The following is a 14,083-nucleotide window of genomic DNA, read 5'->3' as shown; positions in this document are numbered from 1 at the left end:
TTTACTTTTTCTTTTCCGCAGCCATCACCATAGACAATTTCAATTTAGCTGCCAGGTCATAGATGTTCGTTAATTCTTGCACTGTTTGGTTTCGATCCATTCGAACCACTAAAGTAACCGCCTTTTTAGAAGTCGCTTCTCTGGTTAATTCTGACTCTAAATTAGCCACATCGACTAGACGGTCATCAATATAATAATTTAGTTGTTCGTCTACCGTCAAACGAATCACTTCATTTGCAGGAGTAGGCATTGGTTTTGCTGTTTCTGGCAAAAGCAACTTGATGGCATCTGGGGAAGCTAACGTCGAAATCATTAAAAAGAACATCAATAGAAAGAAAAGAATATCCGCTAGGGCTCCTGTTTCAACTTCTGATGCTTCTCTGGCTCTTTTTCTGAAGTTCATCGAATTAGGCTTTAGACGCTGGTTTGTGAAGAATATCTAAGAAATCAATCGCTGTAATTTCCATTTTATTGATCGTACGATCGATCATTGTTGTCAATAAAGTATACAATACATACGCAATAATACCCACGATTAAACCAGACGCGGAAGTCACCATTTTCTCGTAAATACCACCTGCAATCGTTGAAATATCAATTTTATTCGAGATCGAAATATTATGGAAAGTACGAATCATACCCGTTACTGTACCTAAGAAACCAAACATGGGAGCAATTCGAGCAATGGCACTCAGGATACCTAGGTTCTTCTCCATATTGTAGATCTCCACTTTGGCCTTATTCTCAATCGCCGCTTCAATATCACGAATGGGAGAACCAAGGCGCGACAATCCTTTCTCTAATAACTTAGCAATTGGGTAAGAAGTCGACTTGCAGAAATTAATGGCACCTTGCACGTTTCCTGCCTGCAACATGTCATGAATCTTGTGTAAAAAATCTTCATCTAATCTTGCTGTCTTACGGATATATAAATACCGCTCAATAAACAAGAATACTGCTGCAGCGAATAAGAAACCGATTGGATACATCACATATCCCCCTTTTCCTAATAAGTCTAATACAGAAAATTCCTCCACCACTTTTTTCGTAACTTCTTGAACAGGAGCTGAATTAACGATAGAATCTGCCAAAGCTGCAGTAGAATCGACGGTCACTGTGCCCGCCTGAAGTAAAATAGTTGCTAGCGAAAAAGCCATATGATGAGTTTGATTAATCTTATTTACTACAAGTTTACAATTTTTTTTTCAAATACTACGGTCGATTTGCTTGATTTTGGAGTTCTGTAAACCAAAATCCCTCCTTCAAACTATACGACGAAAACCAAAGTTCCTTTATCCCTAATTCCCGCAGAACTTTATCCACTAAAAATGTCGCGTAAGGGAAAATACTCGCCCTAAAAGCTTTCATACCAGGGTAGTCCACCCGCTCTTCATAACGCAAGGCATCTAAATTTGTCTTGTGCAAAAAAAACGTTTTCAAATTTATCTCACAGGACGCAGGTGTCAGCCCAGGTCTATTCTCTAAATCCAATATTGTTTCAAAAGCCCCCGCAGCTCCTATCAAAACAGTTGGTTTAGCCTCAGCGCAAGCTTCCAAAAGTGGTTTCATTTCCTTCGAAACATACGCGTCTAAATCAGGTAGAATAGCTAGGTTAAACTCGTTATCTACAGAAAAAAGTGATTTCAAACGTAAGCCACCTAATTCCAAACTCACGCGATAAAGTACCTTATGACCTATAAATAAAATAAACTCTACACTTCCCCCACCTATATCCATCACTAAACTCGTTTTCTCCCAACGATCCGGCAAAGAATTTCGTATACCCGTATAAATATATTCAGCCTCTTGGATTCCATTGATGATGCGTATTTGAATCCCTAATTCGCTCAAAACACTCTCTTGGAACATTCCGGCATTCGAGGCCCGGCGCAGAATGCTTGTCCCGATGGCATAAAAATCAGTTAGATCCCCACCTTTGGCCAAAAAAACCTGCTTAAATTCTGCTAAACAAACTAAGGCCCGATCCATCGCATCCTGTTGTAAAAACACCTCCTCCATTGCCCCCATACCTAAACCGACCGGTCGCTGCAAATGATCCTCCACCCGGAAATCAGCTAGAGGAGAAATCAATAATTGAAAGGTATTCGTACCTAGGTCCGCAATTGCGCAGATTTTTGACATTATGAGTTGTTTGGAACAAAAATAAGCCGAAAAGGCGTTCAAGAATAAATATTATTCATTATTTTAGTAGAAATGTATCCTACTAAATGCTAGATCCCGAATTCGACGAGAATAAAGAAGACATACAATCTTCCGTTCAACGGTACGAGAACATGTTGAATCAGCAAGAAAACGCGTTTTTCGATGCAGAGACATTGGAGCAAATCGCAGAACACTACTTTGTTCAATCGCGTTTTGACCAAGCATTAGAGGCTGTCAACTTAGGCCTGAGTCATTACAGTTATTCGCTGGAATTAATCACCCTGAAAGCACAAATCTTAGGTGAAATGCAGAAGCCGGAAGAGGCGATGGAATTAATTGAAAATGCCATCTTACTTTTCCCCAATGATATCGAATTAACCCTTGTTAAAGGCTATTTATTAAGCCAAATGGGGCAACACGAAGAATCCATCCAACTATTTCTAGCATCTTTAGACCGTACGGAAGAAAAAGACGAGGTCTATTTCCGTATCGGCTTAAGTTACCAAGCCTGGGGTAAACCCCGGGAGGCGGTAGACATGTTAAAGAAGTGTTTAGAGCTGAATTCAGAAAATGAAAACGCGCTAGTGGAACTCGCAAATTGCTTAGATGAAATAGGCAAAATCGAAGAGAGTATTCCCTATTATAAGCAATTCATTGATGCTGATCCTTTTTCTTTTACGGCTTGGTATAATTTGGGCATCGCCTATTCGAAGCTAAAGCAATTTGAAAAGGCCATCGATGCCTATGAATATTCTTTGGCGATTGAACCTACGTTTGGCTCCTCTTTATTCAATTTAGGGAATACCTACATGAATATTCAGGAGTATGCTAAGGCGGAGGAATCCTATCAACTTTGCTTAAAATATGACGATCCGAATCCGGAACTCTATTGTTGTTTAGGTGCTAGTATCGAACGTCAACGTCGTTTTGACGAGGCATTAACCCATTATAAGGAGGCAATTAAGGTGGACCCTCTTTGGGATGAAGGCTATTATGGTTTAGCCGTTTGCTTGACTGAACTGGACAAGTGGTTTGAAGCCTTACATTTTCTAAAGAAAGCACTGAAATTAAACGATACGAATCCCTTGTATTGGACAGGTTTAGCGGATGTAGAGGCTTATTTAGGCAATCCGGTTTCTTCTGACGAGGCTTATGCCAAATCCGTTGACCTAGACTCCTTCTTCGCTCCCACTTGGGTCAAATGGGCACAATTGCACTATGATTTGAATGATTTCGAAAAGTGTGCAGAAATTATGCTTTCTGCCATCGATGAACTTCCAGAGGAAGCAGACCTGTATTACCGTGCGGCTATCTTTTTAATCAAAGCGGGGCAATTTAAAGAAGCCTTTCATTTTTTAGAATCTGGTCTTCTTCTTGATTACGATAAGCATGAAATTATTTTCGAATATTTCCCCAATATGGAAACACAAAAGGCGATATATAAGTTAATTCAGCAGTACAAGAAATAATTTTTGCCGTTCATCATTTTATCAGTACCTCAGATTTAATAAATTTTTAATTTTCGATTCTCAAAACAAAATACCCTATGAAGAAAATTATTCTATCGGGTTTACTGCTTTGTCTATTGCAACCTGCAATGGCTCAGCCTAAACCCACTCCAACCACACAAAAGGCATCCGCTAGCCTTCCTATACCCGAAAAGGTAACGGAAGCGGAAGGAATTACGGAATACAAATTAGCCAACGGCTTAAAAGTATTATTATTTCCAGACCCATCGAAGCAAACAATTACCGTTAACATCACCTATTTAGTAGGTTCTCGTCACGAGGGTTATGGTGAAACAGGTATGTCCCACTTGTTAGAACACATGGTGTTCAAGGGAACAAAAGAAAAACACAAAGAAGTAGCGAAAGAGATCTCTGATCATGGTGCTCAATTCAACGGAACCACTTGGTTAGATCGCACGAACTATTTCGAAACATTCGCTTCAACAGATGAAAATCTAGATTGGGCTTTAGATATGGAGGCTGATCGTATGATCAACTCACGTATTGCGAAGAGCGAATTAGAAACCGAAATGACAGTTGTTCGTAACGAATTCGAACGTGGCGAGAATGATCCAGGTAGTGTCTTAATGGAGCGAATCGTTTCTACGGCTTTCTTATGGCACAACTATGGTAACTCCACTATCGGTGCTCGTTCTGACATCGAAAAAGTGCCTATCGAAAACTTACAAGCTTATTACCGTAAATACTACCAGCCAGATAACGCGGTTTTGTTAGTGGCAGGTAAGTTTGACCCAATTAAAACATTAAAGTTAGTCAACGAGAAATTTGGCATTATTCCACGTCCTGAGCGTGTTTTAACGCCTACTTTCACGGCTGAACCTACACAAGATGGAGAAAGAGAAGTGTCTCTTCGCCGCGTGGGTGATGTACAAGTAGTAGGTATGGCCTACCATATTCCTTCTGGCTTACACCCGGATTATGTGGCTGTAGATGTGATGGCTGATTTATTGACAGATGCACCATCAGGACGTTTATACAAGGCGTTAATTGATACGAAGAAAGCAAGTAGCCAGTTTGGATTCTCATTCCAATTAAAGGAGCCGGGGTTGATTTATTTCGGCGCGGAAGTTTTAAAAGAGAAATCAGTGGATTCTGTTCGTCAGATCATGTTTAACACCATTGAGAATTTTGCCAAAACTCCTCCAACTAAGGAAGAAGTCGATCGTATCAAAACGAAGGGCATCAAGAATATCGAGTTATTACTAAATAACGCACAACGTGTGGGCGTAGGTTTATCAGAATACATCGCTCAAGGCGACTGGCGTTTATTATTCCACACACGTAATCAATTAGAGAAAATAACTCCTGAGGATATTCAGCGTGTGGCAGCAGCTTACTTCAAATCGTCTAATAGAACATCAGGCACTTTCTATCCTACAGAAAAACCAGTACGTGCTGAGATTCCTGAAGCAAAAGACGTAGCTACGATTTTAAAAGACTTCAAGCCTAAAGCAGCAGTTAGCCAAGGTGAGGCTTTTGATCCATCTCCAGCAAACATTGATGCACGCACGAAGACGGAGAAAATCGGTGGAGTTCAATTAGCGCTATTAGCAAAGAAAACACGTGGTAATTCCGTTTATGCTCGTATGACTTTACGTTTTGGTGATGAAAAATCATTAATGGGAACTGTGACAGCGGCTGACTTAGCAGCTGACATGTTAACAAAAGGAACAGCCAAACACACGCGTCAACAATTCCAAGACGAATTAGACAAGTTGAAAGCGCGTGTAAGTATTTCAGGTGGTGCCACCCAAGCAAACGTTTCTATTGAGACAACGCGCGAGAATTTAATCCCAGCAATGAAATTAGTGGCTGAAGCATTAAAGCAACCCGTTTTCCCATCAGCTGAATTCGAAAAATTAAAGCAAGAGAATTTAACCGCTATCGAAGGCCAAAAAAGTGAGCCACAAGCGAAAGGTTCAGAAGCATTAGGTCAATTAAGAGCTGGTCACTATGATAAGAAGGACGTTCGTTACCAACCTACTATGGCAGAACAAATCGCTAATTATGGCGCGGTAAAACTAGAAGAGTCTGTTAATTTCTACAAGAACTTCTATGGCGCATCTAATGCAACATTTTCTGCAGTAGGTGATTTTGATGAAAAAGAATTGAAAGATTTAATTACAGCTGAATTTGCTAACTGGAAGTCTCCGAAGCCTTACAAACGTGTGGCAGAGGTATTCAAAGAAACAGGTGGCAAGGCGATCTCCATCGAAACACCAGATAAAGCAAATGCATTCTTCTTAGCTTATCAGCCTTTGAAAATCTCAGATAGCGATCCAAATTATGCTGCCTTAGAATTATCTAACTATATGTTAGGGGGTGGTAGCGGCTTAAGCTCTCGTTTAATGAACCGTATTCGTCAAAAAGACGGTTTGTCATACGGTGTAGGTTCTCAATTCGTGGCTAGTCCTTTAGACCAAAGTGGTGCCTTCATCGGCTACGCTATTTATGCTCCAGAGAATTTAGCGAAACTTGAGTCTGCTTTCAAAGAGGAAATTGAGAAAGTATTGAAAGAAGGTTTCACTCAGAAAGAGATCGACGAAGCGAAAAAATCTTGGTTACAATCTCGTCAAGTGACGCGTTCTCAAGACAATGCTTTAGTAGGAAGCTTGAACAGCAACTTGTTCTTAGGCCGTAATATGAAATGGTCTGAAGAATTAGAAAACAAAGTGAAGAGCTTAACTCCAGCACAAATTCAAGAGGCTACTCAAAAATCAATCGACTTATTGAAGATGTCCTTCATTAAAGCAGGTGACTATGAGGGTGCTGCAAAGAAAATGGCTGAGAAAGCGAAAAATAGTAATTCAGAATCAGGAGCGATGGGCGGTGCGCCTAAGCAATAATCCTTTCTGAAAGGACATAAAAAAGGGAGCTCCTGATGGAAGCTCCCTTTTTTATGGTATTGATATTAACAAAACTCGTCAAATACACCTTCTAAGTGACCAGCAATCATATCTGCTGAACGACCCTCGATGTGGTGACGCTCTACGAAATGAACTAACTCGCCATCCTTGAACAAAGCAATGGATGGAGATGATGGAGGATAAGGCAAGGTATACTCACGTGCTTTTTGAACCGCTTCAGGATCTACACCAGCGAAAACCGTTACTAATTGATTGGGTTTCTTAGCTGATGAAGCTACCGCGTGTTTTACGCCTGGACGAGCTGTAGAAGCTGAACATCCACAAACTGAGTTAAAAAATACCAAGGTTGTTCCTGGCTTAGCCATTACGTCTTCTACTTCTGAAGCTAACTTCAATTCTTGGAAACCACCGGCAACGATATCCATCCGCATAGGATGTACTAAATGTTCTGGATACATATATATACTATTTTAGATTTAAAATTAAACGCAATTACATAAAACCAAGTTCTAATTTGGCCACTTCAGACATCATATCCTGCTCATAAGGAGGATCAAATGTTAATTCAACAGAAACCTCTGCTATTCCCTCAATCTCCCGAACGGCTTTCTCAATATCCACCGGTATGCTTTCTGCAGATGGGCAAGAGGGTGATGTTAAGGTCATCAAGATATACACGTTATTCACAGGGAAAATCTTGATTTCATAGATTAATCCGAGCTCGTACACATCTACTGGAATTTCTGGGTCATAGACAGTTTTAATCGCCTTAACCACCTTTTCCTTTAATTCTACCTCATTCATTTGACTTGAATTTTCCATACTAAATAATCGCTTAAGAGAAGGCCAACGCATAATGTTGCATTTGTTTTACCATGGAAACTAATCCGTTTGATCTGGTTTGGGCCAAATGCTGGCTCATCCCAATTTGCTCGATAAAGTATAAATCAGCGGCTAAAATCTCCGCTGGCGTGTGATTCGACAAAACCCGAATCAACATCGATATCATTCCTTTTACGATAATGGCCTCAGAATCCGCCTGAAAAACGACTAAATCGCCTTGCTTTTCGGCGTGTAACCAAACGCGGCTTTGGCAGCCTTTGATCACATTATCCTCCGTTTTAAAGGCATCTGACATAGGCGCTAACTTCTTACCTAAGTCTATTAAATACTCGTATTTATCCGCCCAATCTTCAAAAAGACCGAACTCTTCAATTAATTCCTCTTGAATTTCGTTTATTGGCTGTTCCATTATCCTAACATCTGTAAAGTTTTCTCTAGACAAAGTACGAATCGATCAATTTCCTCGAACGTATTGTAAAAAGCGAAAGAGGCACGGCACGTCCCAACTAGCTCATAGCGCTGCATCAATGGCTGCGCACAGTGATGTCCGGTACGAATCGCTATACCAAATTTATCTAATAAAACGCCTATATCTTGTGGGTGAACTCCGTCAATAACGAATGAAATAACCGCAATCTTTTCTGGTGCCGTTCCCACGATACGTAGACCCGGAATTTCTTGTAATTTCTGTGTTGCGTAGGCTAAAAGTGCTTCTTCTTGCGCCGCTAATGCTTCTGCTGAAATCGCTTGAACATAGTCCAAAGCAGCTCCAAATGCAATCACATCTGCAATATTAGGCGTTCCTGCTTCAAATTTATAGGGTAATTCGTTATAAGTCGTGCCGGCAAAACTCACCTCTTTAATCATCTCCCCTCCTCCTTGGTAAGGCGGCATAGACTCTAATAAATCACGCTTCCCGTACAACACTCCCACGCCTGTAGGTCCAAAAAGTTTATGCGCAGAAAACACAAAGAAATCCATATCCAAGGCTTGCACATCTACGGCTAAATGCGCGACAGATTGTGCCCCATCAATTAATACCTTAGCCCCTACTTCATGTGCCAACGAAATAATCTCAACAATGGGATTAATCGTTCCAATCGCATTAGATACGTGATTGACTGCGACTAATTTGACTTTGGGATTCAATAAAGCTTTATAAGCTTCGATATCTAAAACACCGGCATCACTCACAGGGATCACTTTGATCTCTGCCCCTTTTTCCTCCGCGATCATCTGCCAAGGCACGATGTTTGAGTGGTGTTCCAAATTAGAAACGATGATTTGATCTCCTTTACCGACGTTAGCGCGTCCAAAAGTTTGGGCTACTAAATTAATACCTGCTGTCGTCCCCGAAGTGAAAATAATCTGATCTGTGGAACGAGCATTCAAAAAGGCCGCTAGCTTTTTTCTAGTCAACTCATAAGCGGTTGTTGCACGTTCCGCCAAGGTGTGAATACCTCGGTGAATGTTCGCATTATCCTGCTCATAATAGGCTGAAAGCGCATCGATAACGGCTTTTGGCTTTTGAGTGGTCGCTGCATTATCAAAATAAATCAAAGGAGCCTTGTTCACCTGTTGATGTAAAACAGGGAAATCCGCTCTAATTTGATCTATATTTAATGTTTCCGCCATGATTAAATCGCTAAGGAAGTCTGGATTTTTGAAATAATTTTATCTGTCAAACGCAACTTCGTTTCCTCGTGTGTTACGCGATCGATTACCTCTTGAACAAAAGCGAGTAACAATAAAGTTCGCGCATTCGCTAAAGAAATACCTCTTGAACGTAAATAGAATAAAGCTTCTTCGTTCAATTGACCTGTCGTCGTTCCATGGGAACATTTCACATCATCCGCCCAAATCTCTAATTGAGGCTTCGTATTCATCGTAGCTCGAGTGGACGCAAGGACGTTTTTACAACTTTGGAATGCATTGGTCTTTTGCGCATCTGGACGCACAAAAATTTTACCATTGAACACTCCAGTCGCGTTTCCTAGTAACACGCCTTTGTATAATTCATGCGATTCGGAGTTCGGTTTGCGGTGATCTACCACCGTGTGAGAATCCATTAATTGATCTTCTCCTGGCACGTACAGGCCATTCAGATTCGAAACCACATTTTCGCCATCGCTGTAGAAATGCAGGTTATTACGTAAATAAGCGGCATTCAGGGAGAATGTAAACAAATCAACCTGACTATTCGAAAGCTGAGTGATAAACGTATGATCGATGTGAGTCGTGTTTTGGGCCAAATCTTGCTCCTTTACATAGGTCAAATTCGCCTTCTCACTCACATATATTTCTTGTACAAAATTGGACAAAACCTCCGCTGAACCTTCCATGGTAAATGCTCGCTCGATTAAAGTCAAAGAAGCGTCTGCTTCTAGATAGACGATCAAACGACTTTGAATAGCTGAGGCTTTTGCCACAGATAAAATATAATCGTGTGTAATCACCTGATCAACTGAAACACCTGCTTTGACCCACAAAACCTGCATATTTACTGAAAGCGCGGTATTTAAATCATACAACGAGTTCTGATCCAAAATAGGTAAACGCTGCTCCCATGTAGCTGCTAACACTGGATTGGCAGCTATGAAAGCATCGAATGAAATGAATTCTACCCCTGCAGGCAATGCACCATGAAAACGAGTGTTCCCATTTTGCGTTTGTAAACTCGCTGAAAGATTTTCATTTAAAGTAGCAGGAGTCCAATCTAGGTCTTTTTCATTCCATGATTTCAAGGACGCATACTTCCATTCTTCCCATTTGTTGGTAGGAAATCCTTTGGCCTTAAAACGCTCTAAAGCCTCTTTCTGAGCCGATGACGTTAATTCTGTATACAACATCTTATTCTCCTAAAGCTGAAATAATCCAATCATATCCACGCTCTTCTAATTCAAGCGCTAATTCTTTTCCACCTGATTTCACGATCTTTCCTTTGTACAAAACGTGTACAAAATCAGGAATAATGTAGTCCAAAAGACGTTGGTAGTGTGTCACCACAATCGTCGCATTGTCTGGGGATTTCAATTTATTCACTCCTTCTGCCACGATACGCAAGGCATCAATATCCAAACCAGAATCCGTTTCATCTAAAATGGCCAACTTAGGTTCTAAGACTGCCATTTGGAAGATTTCATTTCTTTTCTTCTCACCACCGGAGAAACCTTCGTTTAAGGCACGAGACAATAAACTTTGGTCTATATTCACATAGCTCATCTTCTCTTTGAACATTTTCAAAAATTGAACAGCGTCCAAGGGTTCCTCGCCACGGTATTTGCGAATTTCATTTACCGCTGACTTCATAAAGTTCGTTGTAGATACCCCTGGAATCTCCACTGGGTATTGAAATGCAAGGAATAAACCCTCTGCTGCACGTTCTTCGGGAGCTAAATCCAGTAAATCTTTTCCGAAAAAGTCAACGGAACCACCTGTCACCTCGTAATCTTCACGACCAGCTAAAACGGACGCTAAGGTCGATTTACCTGATCCGTTGGGTCCCATAATAGCGTGAACCTCACCGGCTTTGATTTCTAAATTAATCCCCTTCAAGATTTCTTTCTCCCCTATTCTCGCTTGTAAATTCTTTATTGAAAGCATGGTATATGTTTTTAATCTGCAATTGAAACACAAAATTAAGACCAATGGTTTTGAAAAACTAGACTTTATTTAGATTCACTCTAAATAAAGGTTTTTTTTATCAAAAAAAGGGCTACTTTTGTATCAGATTTTCATCAAAATACGACCACCATGCTTACGATAACGGATTTAGCTGCCAATAGAATCAAAGAATTACGTTCTAAAGAAGGTTTAACGGAGGAATTCAACATCCGGGTAGCCGTAGAAGGTGGCGGCTGTTCAGGCCTTATGTACAATTTGGATTTTGCTGCAGAAGCTCAACCAAACGACATGATTTTCGAGGACAAAGGCGTAAAAGTGATGGTAGACAAGAAATCGATCCTCTACCTTGCTGGCACTGAATTAGACTTCTCTGATGGCTTAAACGGAAAAGGTTTTCAATTCAAAAACCCGAACGCAAGTCGTACGTGTGGATGCGGAGAGAGTTTTTCTATCTAATCATTAACTGTTTACCATCTAAAATATAGGGTTTCATTAATTGATACACGTCAAAAATGGGCAATCCCATTACTGTGTAAAAAGAGCCCTGGATGGATTCAATTCCCACCATTCCTAAGAAATCTTGTACCCCATAGGAACCCGCTTTATCCAAGCAGGATCCTTCGCGTACATAGAAATCAATTTCCCAGTCTTCAAAAACTCTAAACTTCACAAGCGCAGAGTCTGCCTTCGTAAATAAGCCTTGAGGTGTGTGTAAAGCAATTCCCGTTACTACTTCGTGTGTTTTCCCTGACAATTGCTGCAACATGTAGATTGCCTCCGATTTATCTTGAGGCTTATTCAATATATCCTTTCCTAAAATCACCACCGTATCAGCTGCTAACACTAAGGCATTAGGGGAAATTCTAGCTAATTCATTCGCTTTTCTTTCTGCCAAATGCACCGGCACTTCTTGAGGCTTCATGTCTGCAGAAAAGGATTCATCCACATCACTAGGTAAAACGGAGAATTCGAATCCGGCGGAACGCAAGATCTCTTTTCGACGGGGAGAATTAGAAGCAAGAATAAAAGGGTATTGAAGGGATAAAGATGTCTGCATGTTCAAAAATAGCCCAAAAATTAAAAATATCAGGGTTTTGGTTAAAATAAATATATTTTCCTTTGTATTTAATGTAATTACATTTAATTTTACAACATCAAATTTTCAACATGGGTATCTCCGAAGATTTAAAACAATCAAAATTTCCATCAGAAGCTTCTAAAGCCGTTGTAAACGCCATCTATACAGGTAACTGGATCGTTCAGCAACAACAGGAATTATTGAAACCTTTTGGACTTACGGTACAACAGTACAACGTACTTCGTATTCTTCGTGGACAACAAGGAAATCCAATGACCGTTTTAGCCATCACTGAGCGTATGCTAGACAAAATGTCTAATGCCTCACGACTTGTGGATAAATTAGTAGAAAAGAAATTAGTCCTACGCCGCGAATGTCCTCAAGATCGCAGAGCTGTAGATGTATTGATTTTACCAGCTGGACTGGATTTATTAACCCAAGTAGACCAAGTCCAAAATGACTGGGGAAAACATTTCGACGCTTTAGGAGTTAAGAGGCTCGAAGAAATGAACCAAATTTTAGACGAATTTAGAACCGTATTTTCTCACAATTAAACAATAAATAATATGAAATCTGTAAAAGTAGTTATTGCAACTTTGGCTTTAGGCCTAATCACTTTCGCTGGTGTAGCTGCACCGAAAGTAGTTAACGTAAACAAGACAGCTAGCTCTATCGCTTGGTTAGCGAAGAAAGTAACTGGAGAGCACAACGGTACTGTTGGTATTTCTGCTGGTGCTCTGAACATTGATGGCAAAAAGTTGATCGGTGGAAACTTCACCATTGATTTGAAAACCATCAAAGCATTAGATATCACAGATCCAGGTTACAACCAAAAATTCATCGGACACATCACTTCAGGTGATTTCTTCGAAGTAGAAAAATTCCCAACAGCCACTTTCGTTATCACTAAAGTCGCAGGAAACCAAGTAACTGGTAACTTGACAGTAAAAGGCATCACAAAATCAATCACTTTCCCAGCTGAAATTTCAGTTAAAGGTGGAAAATTGAACGCTAAAGCAAACATTACAATCGATCGTACTGACTTCAACATTAAATACGGCTCGAAGAAATTCTTTGATTCGATTGGTGACAAGGCGATTTATGATGATTTCGCTTTGACAGTATCATTAGTAAGCGAATAATTTCAAAGTGCAATCTCTAAAACTGCCTTACGACAATGTTTTATGAGATTGCACTTTAAAATTTTCTCTCTACTCTCCTCTCTATAATCTTAAACTTTAGATATATCACAGGGCATTTTCTAGAATAAGCCTTAACATTTATCATTTACCATTCACCATTCAACAATATGTCTTTAATCGACTCATTATCGTGGCGCTACGCCGCCAAAAGAATGACTGGAAACAAAGTTTCCGCAGAAAAAATGGATTCTTTATTAGAAGCAATCCGCCTTTCAGCCTCCGGTTTTGGTTTACAACCATACAAAATTTTGGTCATTGAAAACCCAGAATTAAAAGCAAAAATTCAACCGATTGCATATGGTCAACCTCAAGCAGTAGAATCATCTCACTTGTTAGTATTTGCGGCATGGAATGACATCACTGAAGCTCAAATCGATGCATTCATCCAATTAGTGGCAGATACACGTGGTCTTTCAGTGGATATGCTAGGAGATTACCGTGGAGCAATCGCTGGTTCACTTTTAGGTCGTCCAGTAGAAGCAAAAAGAAATTGGGCTGCACGTCAAGCATATTTAGCGATGGGTACTGCTTTAGCAGCGGCGGGAGAGTTACAAATTGATTCTACACCCATGGAAGGATTTATTCCTGCTCAATTAGATGAGTTATTAGGATTAGAGGCAATGGGCTTACACTCGGTATTAATGCTTGCAGTAGGTGAGCGTGATGCAACGAATGACTTTATGGCAACAGCGACTAAAGTTCGTTATGCGAAAGAAGATCTAGTGATCAACTTGTAATATACATCTGCCTAAGAATGTGAAAAGGCTCCGAATTCGG

General features: G+C 40.3%; 16 protein-coding genes. 6 read left to right on the top strand and 10 right to left on the bottom strand.

Annotated elements, in window-relative coordinates:
* Position 1: 1 nt before the first annotated feature.
* Genes SKC37_RS02490 through SKC37_RS02480 form a run of 3 tightly spaced genes read right to left on the bottom strand, consistent with a single transcriptional unit; the run spans position 2 to position 2,142 of the window.
* Entirely contained in the window at positions 2-403 is a 402-nt protein-coding gene (locus tag SKC37_RS02490) for an ExbD/TolR family protein (protein WP_377979950.1), read from the bottom strand.
* A 4-nt stretch (positions 404-407) separates the two neighbouring features.
* Positions 408-1,157, bottom strand: a complete 750-nt coding sequence (locus tag SKC37_RS02485; RefSeq protein ID WP_377979949.1) for a MotA/TolQ/ExbB proton channel family protein — start codon at positions 1,155-1,157, stop codon at positions 408-410.
* 55 nt (positions 1,158-1,212) lie between these two features.
* Positions 1,213-2,142: a Ppx/GppA phosphatase family protein gene (locus SKC37_RS02480; protein ID WP_377979948.1), complete on the bottom strand. Its 930-nt coding sequence runs from the start codon at positions 2,140-2,142 to the stop codon at positions 1,213-1,215.
* A gap of 86 nt (positions 2,143-2,228) precedes the next feature.
* Here SKC37_RS02480 and SKC37_RS02475 point away from each other — a divergent pair, with 86 nt between their 5' ends.
* Together SKC37_RS02475 and SKC37_RS02470 are read left to right on the top strand one after the other, a co-directional pair.
* On the top strand, positions 2,229-3,632 hold the full coding sequence (locus tag SKC37_RS02475) for a tetratricopeptide repeat protein (RefSeq protein WP_377979947.1): 1,404 nt from the start codon (positions 2,229-2,231) through the stop codon (positions 3,630-3,632).
* A 77-nt stretch (positions 3,633-3,709) separates the two neighbouring features.
* On the top strand, positions 3,710-6,538 hold the full coding sequence (locus tag SKC37_RS02470) for a M16 family metallopeptidase (RefSeq protein ID WP_377979946.1): 2,829 nt from the start codon (positions 3,710-3,712) through the stop codon (positions 6,536-6,538).
* 65 nt (positions 6,539-6,603) lie between these two features.
* On the opposite strand, the gene SKC37_RS02465 is transcribed toward SKC37_RS02470, so the two are convergent.
* From SKC37_RS02465 to sufC, 6 genes are read right to left on the bottom strand one after another with little or no spacing between them, the layout of a single operon-like run.
* Positions 6,604-7,017 carry a BrxA/BrxB family bacilliredoxin gene (locus SKC37_RS02465; protein WP_130896355.1) on the bottom strand — a complete coding sequence of 138 codons (414 nt, stop codon included), beginning with the start codon at positions 7,015-7,017 and terminating at the stop codon, positions 6,604-6,606.
* A 34-nt stretch (positions 7,018-7,051) separates the two neighbouring features.
* Positions 7,052-7,363 carry an iron-sulfur cluster assembly protein gene (locus SKC37_RS02460; RefSeq protein WP_223131844.1) on the bottom strand — a complete coding sequence of 104 codons (312 nt, stop codon included), beginning with the start codon at positions 7,361-7,363 and terminating at the stop codon, positions 7,052-7,054.
* A 31-nt stretch (positions 7,364-7,394) separates the two neighbouring features.
* The gene (locus tag SKC37_RS02455) at positions 7,395-7,811 is read right to left on the bottom strand and encodes a SufE family protein (protein WP_377979945.1); all 417 of its coding nucleotides are present in this window, start codon (positions 7,809-7,811) and stop codon (positions 7,395-7,397) included.
* Positions 7,811-9,037 (bottom strand): SufS family cysteine desulfurase, encoded by a 1,227-nt coding sequence (locus SKC37_RS02450; RefSeq protein ID WP_377979944.1) that lies wholly within the window; start codon positions 9,035-9,037, stop codon positions 7,811-7,813. Before SKC37_RS02450 ends, SKC37_RS02455 begins: the two co-directional genes overlap by 1 nt.
* 2 nt (positions 9,038-9,039) lie before the next feature.
* Positions 9,040-10,251, bottom strand: coding sequence for a Fe-S cluster assembly protein SufD (gene sufD, locus SKC37_RS02445; protein WP_377979943.1), 1,212 nt, complete (start codon positions 10,249-10,251; stop codon positions 9,040-9,042).
* Between the two features lies 1 nt (position 10,252).
* Positions 10,253-11,005, bottom strand: coding sequence for a Fe-S cluster assembly ATPase SufC (sufC, locus tag SKC37_RS02440; protein WP_223130438.1), 753 nt, complete (start codon positions 11,003-11,005; stop codon positions 10,253-10,255).
* Positions 11,006-11,155: 150 nt separating this feature from the next.
* Between sufC and SKC37_RS02435 the strand changes: the two genes are divergently transcribed.
* A complete protein-coding gene (locus SKC37_RS02435; RefSeq protein ID WP_130896345.1) occupies positions 11,156-11,482 on the top strand; it encodes a HesB/IscA family protein in 327 nt (108 codons plus the stop codon).
* Here SKC37_RS02435 and SKC37_RS02430 read toward each other — a convergent pair.
* Positions 11,475-12,083, bottom strand: a complete 609-nt coding sequence (locus SKC37_RS02430; protein ID WP_377979942.1) for a Maf family protein — start codon at positions 12,081-12,083, stop codon at positions 11,475-11,477. The two genes, SKC37_RS02435 and SKC37_RS02430, sit on opposite strands and share 8 nt — an antisense overlap.
* 110 nt (positions 12,084-12,193) lie before the next feature.
* On the opposite strand from SKC37_RS02430, the gene SKC37_RS02425 reads away from it, so the two are divergent.
* The 3 genes from SKC37_RS02425 to SKC37_RS02415 all read left to right on the top strand — a co-directional run bounded on the left by SKC37_RS02425 (position 12,194) and on the right by SKC37_RS02415 (position 14,043).
* Positions 12,194-12,658, top strand: coding sequence for a MarR family winged helix-turn-helix transcriptional regulator (locus SKC37_RS02425; protein WP_377977899.1), 465 nt, complete (start codon positions 12,194-12,196; stop codon positions 12,656-12,658).
* 12 nt (positions 12,659-12,670) lie between these two features.
* A complete protein-coding gene (locus SKC37_RS02420) occupies positions 12,671-13,246 on the top strand; it encodes a YceI family protein (protein ID WP_377979941.1) in 576 nt (191 codons plus the stop codon).
* 167 nt (positions 13,247-13,413) lie between these two features.
* Positions 13,414-14,043, top strand: coding sequence for an NAD(P)H-dependent oxidoreductase (locus SKC37_RS02415; protein WP_377979940.1), 630 nt, complete (start codon positions 13,414-13,416; stop codon positions 14,041-14,043).
* Positions 14,044-14,083: the final 40 nt, after the last annotated feature.

Source organism: Aquirufa esocilacus (assembly GCF_042715595.1).
GTDB lineage: Bacteria > Bacteroidota > Bacteroidia > Cytophagales > Spirosomataceae > Aquirufa > Aquirufa esocilacus.
Note: the sequence above shows the minus strand (reverse complement) of the source record. Positions and strands in the feature narration are given on the sequence as shown.